Origin of the sequence: Mesorhizobium sp. M0802 (genome assembly GCF_040320115.1) — a bacterium.
Lineage (GTDB): Bacteria > Pseudomonadota > Alphaproteobacteria > Rhizobiales > Rhizobiaceae > Mesorhizobium.
Genome location: NZ_JAMYOY010000003.1, coordinates 102,223 through 118,703 on the forward strand (window position 1 = coordinate 102,223; position 16,481 = coordinate 118,703).

A 16,481-nucleotide genomic window follows, 5' to 3' on the forward strand; every position below is an offset into this window, starting at 1 on the left:
GATCCTCTACGACGCAAGATCTTGGCGCAGCTCACACCGCCGCGCGCAGAATCCACCCCGTGTTCCGCCAAGCTATACATATTGCAGTGCAATATCAGATTGTGCAAGTGCGAGAATGGGGCTGGGCAGTCCCTTGGGAAGTATGCGCCTGTTCTTGCACGGGATTTACCTGAAACAACGGATTTGCGCGTGGCAGCGAACCCGCAAGGACTGGGCAGTTACAGCCCGCCACAGACGAACAAAGGGGCCGCGATGGCCCCTTTCCTTGTCAGTAGCTTTATGATGTCAGGCGTTGGCTGCCGCCACCGCGCGCTTGGCCATCACGGCGATCAAATTGGCACGGTATTCGGCCGAAGCGTGGAGGTCGGTCATCAAATTCTTCGCCGGCACTTTCACGCCGTCGAGCGCCGATGCGGCAAAATTCTTCGCCAGTGCTGCTTCGATCTCCTTCGAGCGGAACACACCGTCATCGCCGGCGCCGGTAACGGCAACGCTGACCCCGTCCTTGCCCTTTGCCACGAACACGCCGACGATCGCATAGCGCGAGGCCGGGTTGCGGAATTTTTCGTAAGCAGCCTTGGCCGGCGCGGTAAAACTCACCGCGGTGATGATCTCGCCTTCTTTCAGCGCCGTTTCGAACAGGCCGGTGAAGAATTTCGCGGCTGAAATCTCGCGCTTGTTGGTGACGATGGTGGCGCCCAGCGCCAAGAGCGCCGCCGGATAATCGGCGGCTGGGTCGTTGTTGGCGACCGAGCCGCCGATCGTGCCCTTGTGGCGCACCGCCGGATCGCCAATCAGCGACGCAAGGTGGGCAAGCGCCGGACAGGCCTTCCGCAGCTTCTCGTCATTGGCGACGTCGTAATGGGTTGTGGCGGCGCCGATGGTGACGGTCTTGCCCGACACCTTGACGCCTTGCAGCTCCTTGATCCGCGACAGGTCGATCAGGTCGGACGGTGCGGCGAGCCGCGTCTTCATCGCCGGGATCAGCGTCATGCCGCCTGACAAAAGCCTGGCGTCGCCGCTCTTCACCAGCTTGGCGGCGTCGGCGACCGAGGCGGCGCGGTGGTAGTTGACTGCGTACATGGGATCCTCCCCTGAAGTGGTTAGGCAGTAGTGAGTAGTGAGTAGGGAATAGGGACGCTGTCATCTCCGGTAATGCCCATTCCCTACTCACTACTCCCTACTCACTCATTTCTTCGCCCTAATCGCCGCCCACACCGTTGACGGCGAGGCTGGCATGGCGATGTCCACAATCCCCAAAGCGTCGGTGATGGCGTTGATGACCGCCGGCGGCGAGCCGATGGCGCCGGCCTCGCCACAGCCCTTGATGCCGAGCGGATTGCTCGGACACGGCGTGTTCGAGGTCGACACCTTGAATGACGGCAGGTCGTCCGCGCGCGGCATGGTGTAGTCCATGTAGCTCGCCGTTAGCAGCTGCCCGCTATCGTCATAGTGCGCGCCTTCCAGCAGCGCCTGGCCGATGCCCTGGGCGATGCCGCCATGCACCTGACCCTCGACGATCATCGGGTTGATGATGTTGCCGAAATCGTCCGCCGCGACGAACTGGACGATCTCGGTCGTGCCGGTTTCCGGATCGATCTCGACCTCGCAGATGTAGCAGCCCGCCGGGAAAGTGAAGTTCGCCGGATCGTAGAAGGCTGTTTCCTTCAGTCCCGGCTCCATGCCTGCCGGCAGATTGTGAGCGGTGTAGGCGGCAAGCGCCACCTGGAACCAGGGCAGGCTCTTGTCGGTGCCGGCAACCTTGACCTCGCCATTCTCGATGACGATGTCGCCCTCGTCGGCCTCGAGCAGATGGGCGGCGATTTTCTTGGCCTTGGCCTCGACCTTGTCGAGCGCCTTGGCAATTGCCGACATGCCGACCGCGCCCGAGCGCGAGCCGTAGGTGCCCATGCCCATCTGCACCTTGTCGGTGTCGCCATGGACGATCGACACCGAGTCGAGCGGCACGCCGAAGCGCTGGGTGACCAGTTGCGCGAAGGTCGTCTCATGGCCCTGGCCGTGGCTGTGCGAGCCGGTCAGCACCTCGATCGTGCCGACGGCATTGACCCGCACCTCGGCCGATTCCCACAGACCGACGCCGGCGCCGAGCGAACCGACCGCCGCCGACGGCGCGATGCCGCAGGCCTCGATATAGCAGCTCATGCCGATGCCGCGCAGCCTGCCCTGGCTGGCGGCCGCCGCTTTGCGCTTGGCAAAGCCGGCATAGTCGGACGCCTGTGTCGCCGCATCGAGTGAAGCTCCATAGTCGCCGGCGTCATAGTTCATGATGACCGGCGTCTGATGCGGAAACTCGGTGATGAAATTGGCGCGCCGAAGCTCCGCCGGAGACACGCCGAGTTCGCGTGCGGCGGTCTCCATTGTGCGTTCGAGCAAATAGGTCGCTTCCGGCCGCCCTGCCCCACGATAGGCATCGACGGGTGCCGTGTTGGTGTAGACGGTGCGCACATTGGCGTGGATCGTCGGGATGTTGTACTGGCCCGACAGCAGCGTCGCGTAGAGATAGGTCGGCACGCAAGACGAGAACAGCGACATGTAGGCGCCGAGATTGGCGATGGTGTCGACTTTGAAGCCGGTGATCTTGTTGTTCTTGTCGAACGCCATTTCGACCGTCGAGACATGGTCGCGGCCATGTGCGTCGGTGAGAAAGCTTTCGGTACGGTCGGCAACCCATTTGACCGGCACGCCGGTCTTCTTCGACGCCCACAGGCAGACGATCTCTTCGGGATAGATGTAGATCTTCGAGCCGAAGCCGCCGCCGACATCGGGCGCAATGACGCGCAGCTTGTTTTCCGGCGCGACATTGTAGAAGGCGCTCATCACTAGCCGCGCGACATGCGGGTTCTGCGACGTCGTCCAGCAGGTAAAATGGTCCTCGGCTTTGTCGTAATGGCCAAGGGCCGCGCGCGGCTCCATGGCGTTGGGAACCAGCCGGTTGTTGACGATCTTCATGCGGGTGACATGGGCCGCCGCCTGGATCGCCGCGTCGGTCGCCTTGGCATCGCCGATCTCCCAGTCGAAGATCAGATTGTCCTCGGCCTCGGCATGGACCTGCGGCGCACCTTTTTGCAGCGCCTTGGTGGCATCGACCACCGCCTTCAATTCCTTGTAGGTGATCTCGACCGCTTCGGCCGCGTCGCGGGCCTGGCCCTTGGTTTCCGCCACCACGATGACGACCGCATCGCCGACATAGCGCACCTTGTCGACCGCCAGCGGCGACCACGCGCCCATCTTCATCGGCGAGCCGTCCTTGGAATGGATCATCCAGCCGCAGATCAGGTTGCCGATGCCGTCGGCCTTGAGCTCCTTGCCGGTCAAGACGCCGATGACGCCGGGCATCGCCTGCGCTCGTCTGACGTCGATCTTCTTGATCTGAGCATGCGCGTGCGGGCTGCGCACGAAAGCGGCATGCTTCATGCCGGGAACCACCATGTCGTCGACATAGCGGCCGGCGCCGGTGATGAACCGTTTGTCTTCCTTGCGCACGACCCGAGCGCCGATGCCTTCAATGCCCATAGGAATTCCTCCGGAATTTAAGGGAATAGGCAGTAGGGAGTTAGGCAGTAGGGAAAGAGCACGCGGTGTATCGCCGTTTTGCCCTACTCCCTATTGCCTACCACCTATTCCCTAAGCTGCCTGTTTCGCCCTGCCCTTCGGCACCTTCGCCATCGTCTGCGATGCGGCGAGGATCGCCTTGACGATGTTGTGGTAGCCGGTGCAGCGGCAGATGTTGCCTTCGAGCTCGGCGCGCACCGTCGCCTCGTCAAGGCCTTCGGGATGGCGCGCGATCATGTCGGTCGCCGTCATGATCATGCCCGGCGTGCAGAAGCCGCATTGCAGCCCATGATGTTCCTTGAACGCGGCCTGCATCGGATGCAGGTCGCCGCCATTGGCAAGTCCTTCGATCGTCACCACGGTCGACCCGGAGGCCTGCACGGCCAGCATCGAACAGGACTTCACCGCCCTGCCGTCGACATGCACGACGCAGGCGCCGCATTGAGAGGTGTCACAACCGACATGCGTTCCGGTGAGACCAAGATTTTCGCGCAGGAAATGAACCAGTAGCGTTCGATCCTCGGCAGCGCCGCTGATCCGTTTTCCGTTCACGACAAACGAAACGTCCGACATGCATCCTCCCTGGGTATGACCTTGGTAGCCATGCTGCCGATGCGGCTTTGGCGCTCGGCCATGCGCTATTGGTACACTGCACAAAGCGCAAAAAACACACGGCGCTCATTGTACTTTCGGTCATGGAGAAAACGAAAATCATGGGCCTGTCCGCCCCATTGCCAAAGAGCGAATAGGGGGCAACAATGCCCTCGACGCCAGCTCGCCGAGAGACATAAAACGGGCGCGCGCAGGAAGCGTCGGAGGATATCGGGAGGAAGCCTCTGGCCAGTTCACGGACGAGCTATGCATCCGGTCTGTCGGCGCTCACCACCGACGAGCCCGACGCCGATGCATTCGCCCTGGCGGTCGCCGTCGAGGCCGCAGCCATCGATGCCGGCTTTGCCCTGCTGTTCTTCTCCCAGAGCCTGTTTGACGCGAGCGTCCTTTCGCAAGGGCTGAAGACCCACGCGCCGACGCTGGCCTACGCCGCCTGCTCGACCGCCGGCGAGATTACCCCCCAGGGCCTGGAGGAAGGCCATGTGCTGGCGCTGCTCTTTCCCTCCGCGTCGTTTTCGGCGGTCAGCACCATGGTCGACAATCTCTCCTCGTCGGGCATGGACAGGATCACTGATGAAGTCGAGGGCTTGCGGCGCCTGCTGCGCGGACGCACCGGCAGTTGCCATGCCAAAAGCACTTTCGCGCTCTGCTTCATCGACGGCCTGTCCTTTGCAGAGGAAGCGGTGACCTCGGCCATCCATTGGGGGCTGGACGACATCCCGCTGATCGGCGGTTCGGCGGGCGACGATTTGAAATTCGAAACCACCAGGCTGATTTCGAACGGCAAGGTAGCGTCAGACAGCGCCATCATTGTGCTGATCGCCACCGAGATCCCGTTCCATGTCTTCAAGACCGACAATTTCATCCCCACCGACGAGAAGCTGGTGGTGACGGCATCCGATCCGGACCACCGCACCGTGCGCGAATTCAACGCCACCAATGCGGCTGAGGAGTATGCAGCCTCCGTCGGCATCGTTGCGCAGAACCTGACGCCGATGAGCTTCGCCTCGCACCCGGTGGTGGTGAAAGTGGGCGGCGAATATTACTGCCGCTCGATCCAGAAGATGCATGCCGACGGCTCACTGTCTTTCTTCTGCGCCATAGACGACGGCGTCGTGCTCTCCATCGCCCAGCCCAAGGACATGGTGGAATCGACGCGCGCCGCACTGCGCGACGTCGAGGAGCGGCTCGGCGGCATCGACATGATCCTCGGCTTCGATTGCGTGCTGCGCCGGCTCGACGCCCGCAACCGCCAGGTGTTCCGCGACATTTCGGAGCTCTACCGGGTCAACAATGTCATCGGCTTCGGCACCTATGGCGAACAGTACCGCTCGATGCATCTGAACCAAACCTTCACCGGCATCGCCTTCGGCGAACGCCAGGCGGCGGAATAGCCCATGCCGCTCAGGGACATCGACGACGTCGACAGGCTGAAGAAGATCAACGCCGCTCTGGTCAGCCGCGTCGAGCGCTCGATGGACCAGCAAGGCAATGCCTTCTCGCTGTTCCAGACCGCGATTTCACTTGAAAACCGCGTGCGTATGCGCACCGAGGAACTGCACTCGACCTTGCGCCGGCTGGAACAGTCGAACATCGACCTCAGCGCCGCCAAGGAAAACGCCGAGCTGGCAAACCTGTCCAAGACCAGGTTCCTGGCCGCCGCCAGCCATGACGTGCTGCAGCCGCTGAACGCCGCCCACCTCTCCGTCTCGGCGCTGGCCGAAGTGCAGACCAGCGACGAGGGCAAGAAGCTGGTCCGCCAGGTCGAGCGCTCGCTGGAGACCATGGAAGACCTGTTGCGCACGCTGCTCGACATTTCCAAGCTCGATGCCGGCGTGGTCCAGCCCGACATCGGCGATGTCAATCTGGAGACGCTGTTTTCCTCGCTGCGGTCGGATTTCCTGCCCGTGGCCGAGATGAAGGGGCTGGCGCTGAAGTTCCGCCCGGTCAGCGCCGTGGTGCGTTCGGACCGCACGCTCTTGCGCCGCATCCTGCAGAATATCCTGTCCAACGCTCTGCGCTACACCCGCTTCGGCGGCGTGCTGGTCGGCACCAGGCATCGCGGCGACACCATCCGCATCGATGTCGCCGACACCGGCTGCGGCATTCCCGAGGATCAGCGCGAGGCGGTTTTCGAGGAGTTCCATCGCGGCTCCGCCATTCCAGCCGATACCGGGATCTCCGGCGGCGGGCTGGGCCTGGGCCTTGCCATCGTGCGGCGCATGGCCGCCGCGCTCGGTCATCCCGTGACGTTCTCCTCGAGGGTTGGGCGCGGCACCATCTTCCACATCGACGTGCCGGTCGGCATCGGCGCCAGCGCCGACGCCATCGCCAGCCTTGCCGAGATGGAGCGGCCGCGCGGCTACGGCCTGTTCGGCACCAAGGTCCTGCTGGTCGAAAATGACGCCGACGTGTTGCAGGCGATGACCTTCCTGCTCGAGCGCTGGCAGTGCCTGGTGCGCGCCGCGACTTCGACCGAGGCTGCGATCAGCCTGCTTGGCGACACCGACTGGGTGCCCGACATCGTCATTGCCGACCAGCATCTCGACGACGGCGACCTCGGCACCGCCACCATCGCCGAAGTCCGCGATTATCTCGGCCGCGCCGTGCCGGCGCTGATCGTCACCGCCGACGGATCGGAGGCCGTCGCCAAGGCAGCCCGCGCCGCAGGCATAGAGCTGATGCGGAAGCCGCTAAAGCCGGCGCAGCTAAGGGCGCTGCTGGCGCATCTGCTGGCTTGAGCCCCATACCCTCCCCTCGATGGGGAGGGTCGGCGCGCAGCGCCGGGGCGGGGTGCAGCGCCAAGCTCCCCCACCCCGCTCCGCTTCGCGGATCGACCCTCCCCACAAGGGGGAGGGTAAAGATCAAAACCCGGCCTGATCGCGAAACAGCTCCGCATTGTCCAGCTTCGACACCTCAATCACCGCTTGCGTGCGGCTGTAGACGTTGAGCTTGCGCAGGATCTCCGAGACATGCGCCTTGACCGTGGTCTCGCCGACCTGCAGCTCGTAGGCGATCTGCTTGTTCAGCAGGCCCTGGCGCAGCATCTGCAGCACGCGCAGCTGCTGCGGCGTCAGTTTGGCCAGCCGCTGCACCATATCGGCGCGGTCGGCGCTGTCGGCGTCGGGTGGCTGTCCCTCATAGGTCTCCGGCACATAGATCGCGCCCTCCATCACTGAGCGGATGGCGGCGGCGAGATCGCTCTTGCGCGCCGATTTCGGGATGAAGCCGGCTGCACCATAGGAAAGCGCCTCGGAGATGATCTTCGGCTCCTCATAGCCCGAGACGACGACCACCGGCAGCCGCGGATGGCGGGTCCTGAGTTGCAGCAGTCCATCGAAGCCATGCACATCGGGCATGTTGAGATCGAGCAGCGCCAGATCGAATGGCTTTATCCCACCCAGAAGATCGAGCGCCTCGGCGATCGAGCGCGCCTCCACCGTGTCGACTTCCGGATAGGCCATCTGCACGGCGCTGTGCAGCGCCTCGCGAAACAGCGGATGGTCGTCGATGATCAGAAACCGGGCGCGATCGTTGACTGCGGTCATGGTGTTCGTTTCAGTCCTCCCTGGGCACGATACTCCCGCTGGTATGGCCAGCTTATTGGCAAATAGTCTATCGCCATCTTAACCCCAGGAGGCGAAGCCGACTTTATCAGACAATCAAGGCGCAGCCGACGCTTTTGCGGAGGCTCCTGCCTTGCCCGGCGGTCCAAATCGGTCAAATGTGCCGGCAGTTGAAGCAGAAAGACCTGGCATGACAGACTTCGTCCTCCCCTTGCCCGCAACCCCATCGGTCGCCATAGAAGGCTCGGCCCAGCGTTTTGCGGTGCGCCGCATCTTCTGCGTCGGCCGCAACTACGCCGCGCACGCGCGCGAACTCGGCAATGACGAGCGCGACCCGCCCTTCTTCTTCACCAAGCCGGCCGATGCGGTGGTCGATAGCGGCACCACGGTCCCCTACCCGCCTTTGACCCAAAACCTGCACCATGAGATCGAGCTGGTGGCGGCGATCGGCAAGGCCGGCTTCCGCATCCCCCGCGCTGAAGCCCTCGAGCATGTCTGGGGCTACGGCGTCGGCATCGACCTCACCCGCCGCGACCTGCAGGACGAGGCCAAGAAAGCGGCGCGGCCCTGGGACTGGTCGAAGGCCTTCGACCGATCGGCGCCCTGCGGCCCGTTGGTATCAGCCGCCAAATCCGGCCACCCGCAAAAGGGCCGCATCTGGCTCGCCGTCGACGGCACGGTGAAACAGGAGGGCGACCTCGCCGAACTGATCTGGCCGATCGCCGATATCGTTTCGATCTGCAGCGGTGCGGTTGTACTACAACCGGGCGACCTGATCTTCACCGGCACGCCGGCCGGCGTCGGCGCGGTGGCGCCGGGTCAGACGATGACCGGCGGTGTCGACGGCATCGGCACCATCGAGATCACTGTCGGCCAAGATTCGATCGGCCAAAATTCCACCGACAAGCCGTGATCCAATGAGCGACCTCGTCCTCCACAACTACTACCGCTCCTCCACCTCCTACCGCGTGCGCATCGCGCTCGAGATGAAGGGGCTGGGCTACGACTACGTGCCGCATCATCTGCGGCATGGCGACCATCTGGAGCCGGCCTATCGCGCGGTCAATCCGCAGGGGCTGGTGCCGGCGCTGATCCTGGGCGACGGCACGCTTTTGACGCAGTCGCTGGCAATCATCGAATATCTCGACGAGACCCACCCCGAACCGTCGCTGCTGCCGAAGGACGCGCTCGGCCGGGCGCGCGTGCGAATGCTGGCGCAGATGATCGCCTGCGACATCCACCCGGTGAACAATCTGCGCGTGCTGACCTCGCTGCGCACTTTGTTCGGCGCCGGCGACCAGGATGTCATCCACTGGTTTCGCCACTGGGTGAACGAAGGGTTCCAGCCGCTTGAAAAGATTCTGGCTTCATCGGATGAGACCGGCACATTTTGCCATGGCGACGCACCGGGCCTCGCCGACATCTGCCTGGTCGCCCAGATCGCCAGCAACGCCCGCTTCGGCGTCGACCTGACACCCTACCCCGAGATCTCGCGCATCCACGCCGCCTGCATGGCGCTGCCGGCCTTTCAGAAGGCGGCGCCGGAGAATCAGATAGATGCCGAATAGGCTCACAATGCCGGAGCAGAGCACGGAGAGTTGCCGATGAAAGCCGTCGTCTTCGAAAGATTCGGCGAGGCGCCGAGAATCCAGACCGTGCCGGATCCGAAACCGGCCGCGGACGGTGTGGTCATCAAGGTCGAGGCGACCGGGCTCTGCCGCAGCGACTGGCATGGCTGGATGGGTCATGATGACGGCATCACGCTGCCGCATGTGCCGGGCCATGAACTGGCCGGCATCGTCGTCGCCGTCGGCAAGCGGGTGACCCGCTGGAAGGCCGGCGAGCGCGTCACCGTGCCGTTCTGCGTCGGCTGCGGCCGCTGCTTCGAATGCAATTCGGGCAATCATCAGGTCTGCGAACACCAGACGCAGCCCGGCTTCACCGCCTGGGGATCGTTTGCCGAATATGTCGCCATCGAGCATGCCGACACCAATCTCGTGCGCCTGCCCGAGGAGATGGAGTTCGCCACCGCCGCCAGCCTCGGATGCCGCTTCGTCACCTCGTTTCGCGCCATTGTCGACCAGGGCCGGGTGACGCCGGGCGAATGGGTGGCGGTGCATGGCTGCGGCGGCGTCGGCCTGTCGGCGATCATGATCGCCAGTTCCATGGGCGCCAATGTCATCGCCATCGACCTCACCGACGAGAAACTGGACTTCGCCAGAAAGATCGGCGCCGTGGCGACCATCAACGCCTCGACCACGCCGAACGTGGTCAAGGCGATCAAGCAGATCACCAATGGCGGCGCGCATATGTCGATGGACGCGCTCGGCCACCCCACGACATCGTTCAACTCGATTGCCAATCTGCGCCGGCGCGGCCGCCATGTGCAGGTCGGCCTGATGCTGGGCGAACACGCCCGCCCGCAAGTGCCGATGGACAAGGTGATCGCCTTCGAGCTGGAAATCCTCGGCAGCCACGGCATGCAGGCCCACCGCTACCCCGCCATGATGGAGATGATCCGCACCGGCAAGCTCAAGCCCGAACTGCTGGTCGGCAAGAAGATCAGCCTTGATGAGGCGCCTGCGGCGCTGGTGGCAATGGGCGGGTTCGAGGGGATTGGCATTGGGGTGGTGACGAAGTTCTAGGGCGGAGTCGCCCTCCACCACCAAACTCCTAGCGCGCAAATTTCTTCGCCCCGAACACGCAAGCCACCACGCCGAGCGTCACGACCACCATCAGCGGGCTGACCTGCTCGTGCAGCAGCGACGCTGCCAGCGCCAGGCCGAAAAAGGGCTGCAGCAACTGCAACTGCCCGACGGCAGCGATGCCGCCTTGGGCCAGGCCGCGATACCAGAACACGAAGCCGATCAGCATGCTGAACAGCGAGACATAGGCGAGACCCATCCAGGCGTGAGAGCCGATGCCGGCGAAGGACGACGGCAGCGTCGCAAAGGTCAGAACCAGCATGATCGGCAGCGAGATCGCCAGCGCCCAGCAGATCACCTGCCAGCCGCCCAGCCTGCGCGACAATGCCGCCCCCTCGGCATAGCCCAGGCCGCAGACGATGATGGCGGCCAGCATCAGGCCGTCGCCGACAGGTGAGGCCGTCACGCCTTGCATCAGGGCAAAACCGGCGACCAGCGCGCTGCCGATGCAGGAAAACAGCCAGAAGGCCGGGCGCGGACGCTCGCCACCGCGCAGCACGCCGAAGATCGCGGTGGCCAGCGGCAGCAGGCCGACGAAGATGATGGAATGGGCGGAGGTGACGTGCTTCAGCGCCAGCGCGGTGAGCAAGGGAAAGCCGACAACCACGCCAAGGGCGACGATCACCAGCGACAGAAAATCGCCGCGCTCCGGGCGTTTCTGCCGAAACAGCATCAGCATGGCGAGACCGAGAAGTCCGGCAATCGCGGCGCGGGCCGAGGTCAGGAATATCGGATCGAAATCGGCCACGGCCACGCGCGTTGCCGGCAGCGAGCCTGAGAAGATCAGCACGCCGATGAATCCGTTCATCCAGCCGCTCGCGGTTTTGTCCATTCCAGGCTCCATTGCTTTCGCCCTCTATCGGGCAAGTGCCTATGGTGCAGCCAGAGACAATGCAGTACAATTCCGCAAAACGGTAATGGCTATCAGAGCAATACAGATGACCGAACTCATTTTGGAAACCGGCAATGCGCACCCTCCTGTCGCGACCACGCTTGTGGAAACTGTCATGGCGACCATCCGCCAGCGGATATCGGCGCGCAGCCTGACGCCAGGCGCGCGGCTACCTTCGATCCGCGCCTTTGCCAAGGCCATGCAGGTGTCCAAGTCGACCGTGGTCGAAGCCTATGAGCGGCTCGCTGCCGAAGGCGCGATACGCTCACGGCCGGGTTCGGGTTTTTATGCCGCCGGATCGCTGGCGCCACTGTCGCTGGCCGAGATCGGCCCGCGGCTCGACCGCGCTGTCGATCCGCTTTGGGTTTCGCGCCAGTCACTGGAAGCCGGCGACGAGATGCTGAAACCCGGCTGCGGCTGGATGCCGGCCTCATGGATGCCGCAGGGGGCCTTGCGCCGGGCGCTGCGCACCGTGGCGCGCGCCGACGATGTCGACCTCGCCGATTACGGCACGCCGCTCGGCCTGCCGCCGCTCAGGCAATTGCTCGCGCGGCGCATGGCCGGCCACGGCATCGAGGTCTCGCCCGAACAGATCATGCTGACCGAATCGGGCACGCAGGCCATCGATCTTCTGTGCCGCTTCCTGATCGAACCCGGCGATACCGTGCTGCTCGACGACCCCTGCTATTTCAATTTTCACGCGCTGCTGCGCGCCCATCGCGCCAAGGTCGTCAGCGTGCCCTACACGCCATCGGGGCCGGATATCGAGCTGTTCGCGCAGGCCCTCGCCGAGCACAGGCCGCGCCTCTACATCACCAATTCCGCTATCCACAACCCGACCGGCGCGATCCTGTCGCCGGTCACCGCGCACCGGCTGCTGAAACTCGCCGACCAGTCGGACCTGACCATCATCGAGGACGATATCTTCGCCGATTTCGAGCACAGCCCCGCGCCCCGGCTGGCGGCGTTCGACGGCCTCAACCGCGTCGTCCATATCGGCAGCTTCTCCAAGACGCTATCGGCATCGGTTCGCTGCGGCTTCATCGCGGCACCACGCGACTGGATCGAGCAACTTACCGACCTCAAGATCGCCACCACCTTCGGCGGCGGCCGGCTGGCGGCCGAACTGGTGCTGACGCTGCTTAGGGACGGCAGCTACCGCAAGCACATGGAATTGCTGCGCGCGCGGCTTTCCCGCGCCATGGGCGAAACGGGCGCGCGCCTGAAGGCGATCGGCATCACGCCCTGGATCGACCAACCGGCCGGCTTGTTCCTGTGGTGCAGCCTGCCGGATGGCGTGGACGCGGCTGAAATGGCACGCCGCGCGCTGGCCGACAACATCGTGCTGGCGCCCGGCAATGCATTCAGCCTGTCGGGAACCGCCAGCCGGTTCCTGCGCTTCAACGTTGCCCAATGCCAAGACGAGCGGATTTTCAGGGTGCTCAAGGCGGCAATGGCGCGCTGAGCGCTCAGCGGGAGGCCGCGCAGACCTCCCGAACGCAATCTCGCAGCCAGCGTTGCGCCGGATCGGCATCGAGCCGTGGATGCCAGAGCATCGAGATGGTGACCTCCACCGTGGCGACCGGCAGCGGAAAGCTGACCATGCCGGCGCGTGCGCCTTGCGTGTGCCGTTCGGGCACGCTGGCGATCAGGTCCGAAGCGCGCGCCATGGCGAGTGCAGCCGAAAAGCCGGAGACCATGCACGCCACGGTTCGCTGCAGGCCGAGCTGCGCCAAAGTCTGATCGATCGGCCCTCTTTCCCGACCCCGCCGTGAAACGCTGATGTGGCGGCCGGCCGCGTAGCGTTCAGGCGTCACCGCACCTTCGCTCAAGGGATGGCCGGCTCCTACGGCGCCGACGAACCGGTCACGGAACAGCGCTTGTATGCGCACCTCCGGTCCGGTCTCGCCGGCAACGCCGATTTCCAGATCGATCGCTGCGTCGCGCAACGAGGCGACATCCTTGTCGGCTTTCGGCGCAAATCGCAGCCGCACGCCCGGCGCCTCGGCCTGTATGCGAGCGACAAGACGCGGCCCGAACTCCTCGACGAACCCTTCATTGGTGCGCAGCGTGAAGATCTGGTTCAGCTTCGCGAGATCGAGAGGCCTGGCAGGGCGCAGCAACGTTTCTGCTTCCTGGACGACACGGCCGGTCTGCTGCCGCAATGCCTCCGCGCGCGGCGTCGGCACAAGGCCTCGACCGGCCCGAACCAGCAGCGGGTCGCCGGTCGCTTCGCGCAGTCGCGCCAGGGTGCGACTCATCGCCGAAGGGCTGAGCCGCAGCCGGGTTGCCGCGCGAGCCACGCTACCTTCGGTCAGCAGGACGTCGAGAGCGAACAGCAGATTGAGGTCGGGCGATGTCATTGGCGGATTGTAGCACATGCCATGGCGTTTGGTGCACGAATAAGATGCAAATGCTGCGCCTTCCGCCATTCCACCCTGACGACTAGATCTCCGACAGGTCCGGTTGCGGGACTGACAAGGAGGAAATCGCCATGGCAACTGCCGAGCAGAACGAGTGCGCATCGGCGCCGCAGAACACCCGGTCCGCAGGCCTGGCCCACTCTCCTGTCTTGGCATTGGCCAGCCTGTCGCTCGCCACGCTGCTGTCGTCGCTTGGAACCAGCATTGCCAGCGTCGGACTGCCTTCCCTCATGCAGGCGTTCGGTGCGCCGTTCCAGTCCGTGCAATGGGTGGTTCTCGCCTATCTGCTCGCCATCACGGCCCTGATCGTCAGCGCCGGCCGGCTGGCCGATATGGTCGGCCGCCGGCCGTTGCTGCTCGGCGGCATCGCGCTGTTCACACTGGCCTCGGTGCTCTGCGGCCTGGCGCCGACGCTCTGGCTGCTGATTGCGGCGCGCGCCGTGCAAGGGCTGGGTGCCGCGCTGATGATGGCGTTGACGCTGGCCTTTGTCGCGGAGACCGTGACCAAGGAGAGAACCGGCAGCGCCATGGGCCTGCTCGGCGCCATGTCGGCGATCGGCACGACGCTCGGACCCTCGCTCGGCGGCTTGCTGATCGCCGGCTTTGGCTGGCGGGCGATCTTCCTCGTCAATGTGCCGCTCGGCCTCCTGACCTTTGCCCTCGCCTGGCTGGCCCCGCCTGCCCGCGGCAAGGCTGCGGGCGTTCAAGGCGGGTTCGACGCGATCGGGACGGTCTTGCTAGGCCTGACGCTCGCCGCCTATGCACTGGCCATGACGCTCGGCCACGGCCATTTCGGCGCCCTCAACACCGGCCTGCTGGTTGCCGCCGGCATCGGCGTCGTTCTGTTCGGCGTCGCGCAGAAGAGGGCGAAGAATCCCTTGATCCGGCTTGCCCGGTTGTACGACATCCGGCTCAGCGCCAGCCTCGCCACGAACCTCGTTGTCGCCACAGTGATGATGGCGACCCTGGTGGTCGCTCCATTCTATCTGTCGCGAGCGCTGGGGCTCAATGCTGCGATGGTCGGCGTGGTCCTGTCGACAGGTCCGCTGGTCTCCGCGCTCTCGGCGCTCGTCGCCGGCCGCCTCACCGATCGCTTCGGCGCGCACAGGATGATGGTCGTCGGACTGTTCAGTCTTGCCGTCGGAACCTCATTGTTGTCGCTCGCCGCAACAAAACTCGGCATTGCCAGCTATATCGTGCCGATCGCCGTCACCTGCTTCGGGTACGCCCTGTTCCAGACATCCAACAATGCCGCCGTCATGAGCGGTGTCGCTGCCGGCGAGCGCGGCGTGGTGTCCGGCCTGCTCAATCTGTTGCGCAATCTCGGCCTGATCACCGGCGCATCGCTTATGGGCGCCATTTTTGCGGCTGCCTCGACGGGAGAACGGCAAAGCCAGGACATGCTGACCTCAGCGGCAGCCGCCCACGGGATGCAGGTTACCTTTCAGACGGCAACGGTCCTGGCGGTGGCTGCGCTGTTGCTGGCACTGCTCTCGACCCGCGCCGGCGGCAAGGCTGTCGGTGCGGCAACAGCCATCATGACCGAAGATGGGGAGCTTACGCTCCCGCCCGCTTGCGCCGCTCATAAAGCATGACCAGCGTTTCGGCGGTCAGAGCCGGCCTCTGTTCGCCCTCGATCTCGACCGTATTGGCGGCCTTCATCAGATACTGGCCCGGCCCCTTGTCCTCCACCGACAACAGCGTCGTGCGCAGCCGGATGCGTGCGCCGACCCTGACGGGCGCCAGGAACCGCACCTTGTCGAAGCCGTAATTGAAGGCGGCTTGCGTATTTTCGGGGACGATGCCCATGCCCAGCGCCAGCGCGCCGATGATCGACAGCGTCAGATAGCCATGCGCGATCGTGGTGCGAAATGGGCTCTGCCGCTTCGCCCGCTCCGGATCGACGTGGATCCACTGATGGTCGCCTGTGCATTCGGCAAACTGGTTGATGCGGTTCTGGTCGACGGTCGTCCATTCCGACACGCCGAGCTCCTGCCCGGCCATCGCCCTTAACTGCTCGAAGGTCGGCGGCGTTTTCGGCCGTAGTTCCGTCATTCCTGCTTTCCCGGTGGCTCCCAGTGCCTCGGACCACGAACGGACGGCTCCTGTCAATTCGCCCGTTGCGATTCCGTTCCGCCATTTTCCGCCAAACAGTGTCCCTCGTCCATGCTCATGCGCCGCAACCGGCCCACTCCTCTCATGGTTGCGTTGAGAGTCACTTCTTGTCATAGCCCGAGCGGATTTCCTCCATCGCTTCCTTGATGCGGCTGCGCAGGATTTCGATCGATTCGGTGCCGGATTTCTTGACCAGCTCGGCCACTTCGCCGGCATTTTTCAGGGCGGCTTCGAAGGATTTCCTGGCGAACTCCGCCTGTTTTGTCATCAGTTCCTGGGGATTGCCCGGCGCCTTGTAGCTCTGCGCCATGTCGCTGACTTCACGCAGCGTGTCCTGCAGCATCTCGCGCTGTCTGGACAACAATGAGGTCGCGCCGGCAGCTCCCGCCCGCGCCGATCTTTCCAGGGCCTCGAGGTTCTTGCGATGATGCGCGAGGATCGCCTCGACATTCGGCACCTTCAGGTCACGGCCGAACCGGCTGAACATGTCAAGGAACGAATCGGAGTCGGGTTGTTTGGCCATTGCTCGTGCTCCCCAGTGTCGCAAATGCTGAACCCTGTTCTGGACAATAGCACTCGCGCGCCGTGTGTCCAT

15 protein-coding genes are annotated in these 16,481 nt (G+C 64.3%); 7 read left to right on the top strand and 8 right to left on the bottom strand.

The window, feature by feature from the left end; all coding sequences use genetic code 11:
• Positions 1-285 precede the first annotated feature (285 nt).
• From NKI10_RS06435 to NKI10_RS06445, 3 genes are all read right to left on the bottom strand, one after another.
• The gene (locus tag NKI10_RS06435; protein WP_023672622.1) at positions 286-1,083 is read right to left on the bottom strand and encodes an FAD binding domain-containing protein; all 798 of its coding nucleotides are present in this window, start codon (positions 1,081-1,083) and stop codon (positions 286-288) included.
• Between the two features lie 105 nt (positions 1,084-1,188).
• Positions 1,189-3,534 (bottom strand): xanthine dehydrogenase family protein molybdopterin-binding subunit, encoded by a 2,346-nt coding sequence (locus NKI10_RS06440; RefSeq protein WP_023756366.1) that lies wholly within the window; start codon positions 3,532-3,534, stop codon positions 1,189-1,191.
• 111 nt (positions 3,535-3,645) lie between these two features.
• Positions 3,646-4,146, bottom strand: coding sequence for a (2Fe-2S)-binding protein (locus NKI10_RS06445; protein WP_023725653.1), 501 nt, complete (start codon positions 4,144-4,146; stop codon positions 3,646-3,648).
• 263 nt (positions 4,147-4,409) lie between these two features.
• Between NKI10_RS06445 and NKI10_RS06450 the strand changes: the two genes are divergently transcribed.
• The gene (locus tag NKI10_RS06450; protein WP_373432828.1) at positions 4,410-5,579 is read left to right on the top strand and encodes an FIST N-terminal domain-containing protein; all 1,170 of its coding nucleotides are present in this window, start codon (positions 4,410-4,412) and stop codon (positions 5,577-5,579) included.
• 3 nt (positions 5,580-5,582) lie between these two features.
• Positions 5,583-6,926 (top strand): hybrid sensor histidine kinase/response regulator, encoded by a 1,344-nt coding sequence (locus NKI10_RS06455; RefSeq protein WP_023805427.1) that lies wholly within the window; start codon positions 5,583-5,585, stop codon positions 6,924-6,926.
• A gap of 123 nt (positions 6,927-7,049) precedes the next feature.
• Here NKI10_RS06455 and NKI10_RS06460 read toward each other — a convergent pair whose 3' ends face one another.
• Entirely contained in the window at positions 7,050-7,733 is a 684-nt protein-coding gene (locus NKI10_RS06460; RefSeq protein ID WP_023701705.1) for a response regulator, read from the bottom strand.
• 208 nt (positions 7,734-7,941) lie between these two features.
• Here NKI10_RS06460 and NKI10_RS06465 point away from each other — a divergent pair, with 208 nt between their 5' ends.
• The 3 genes from NKI10_RS06465 to NKI10_RS06475 are packed head-to-tail and all read left to right on the top strand — an operon-like array spanning position 7,942 to position 10,396.
• On the top strand, positions 7,942-8,664 hold the full coding sequence (locus NKI10_RS06465) for a fumarylacetoacetate hydrolase family protein (protein WP_023701706.1): 723 nt from the start codon (positions 7,942-7,944) through the stop codon (positions 8,662-8,664).
• 4 nt (positions 8,665-8,668) lie between these two features.
• Complete coding sequence (gene maiA, locus NKI10_RS06470; RefSeq protein WP_023672629.1) at positions 8,669-9,319, top strand: maleylacetoacetate isomerase; 651 nt, start codon at positions 8,669-8,671, stop codon at positions 9,317-9,319.
• Positions 9,320-9,355: 36 nt separating this feature from the next.
• Positions 9,356-10,396, top strand: coding sequence for a zinc-dependent alcohol dehydrogenase family protein (locus tag NKI10_RS06475; RefSeq protein WP_023825747.1), 1,041 nt, complete (start codon positions 9,356-9,358; stop codon positions 10,394-10,396).
• A gap of 28 nt (positions 10,397-10,424) precedes the next feature.
• On the opposite strand, the gene NKI10_RS06480 is transcribed toward NKI10_RS06475, so the two are convergent.
• The gene (locus NKI10_RS06480) at positions 10,425-11,288 is read right to left on the bottom strand and encodes a DMT family transporter (protein WP_023706042.1); all 864 of its coding nucleotides are present in this window, start codon (positions 11,286-11,288) and stop codon (positions 10,425-10,427) included.
• A gap of 106 nt (positions 11,289-11,394) precedes the next feature.
• Here NKI10_RS06480 and NKI10_RS06485 point away from each other — a divergent pair, with 106 nt between their 5' ends.
• Positions 11,395-12,813 carry an aminotransferase-like domain-containing protein gene (locus tag NKI10_RS06485; protein WP_352859200.1) on the top strand — a complete coding sequence of 473 codons (1,419 nt, stop codon included), beginning with the start codon at positions 11,395-11,397 and terminating at the stop codon, positions 12,811-12,813.
• Between the two features lie 4 nt (positions 12,814-12,817).
• Here the strand turns inward: NKI10_RS06485 and NKI10_RS06490 are convergent, their stop codons facing one another.
• Positions 12,818-13,711, bottom strand: coding sequence for a LysR family transcriptional regulator (locus NKI10_RS06490; protein WP_352859202.1), 894 nt, complete (start codon positions 13,709-13,711; stop codon positions 12,818-12,820).
• Between the two features lie 131 nt (positions 13,712-13,842).
• On the opposite strand from NKI10_RS06490, the gene NKI10_RS06495 reads away from it, so the two are divergent.
• On the top strand, positions 13,843-15,366 hold the full coding sequence (locus tag NKI10_RS06495) for an MFS transporter (RefSeq protein ID WP_352859204.1): 1,524 nt from the start codon (positions 13,843-13,845) through the stop codon (positions 15,364-15,366).
• On the opposite strand, the gene NKI10_RS06500 is transcribed toward NKI10_RS06495, so the two are convergent.
• Complete coding sequence (locus tag NKI10_RS06500) at positions 15,329-15,826, bottom strand: MaoC family dehydratase (protein ID WP_023681725.1); 498 nt, start codon at positions 15,824-15,826, stop codon at positions 15,329-15,331. The two genes, NKI10_RS06495 and NKI10_RS06500, sit on opposite strands and share 38 nt — an antisense overlap.
• A gap of 160 nt (positions 15,827-15,986) precedes the next feature.
• Positions 15,987-16,409 carry a phasin family protein gene (locus NKI10_RS06505; RefSeq protein ID WP_023672638.1) on the bottom strand — a complete coding sequence of 141 codons (423 nt, stop codon included), beginning with the start codon at positions 16,407-16,409 and terminating at the stop codon, positions 15,987-15,989.
• Positions 16,410-16,481: the final 72 nt, after the last annotated feature.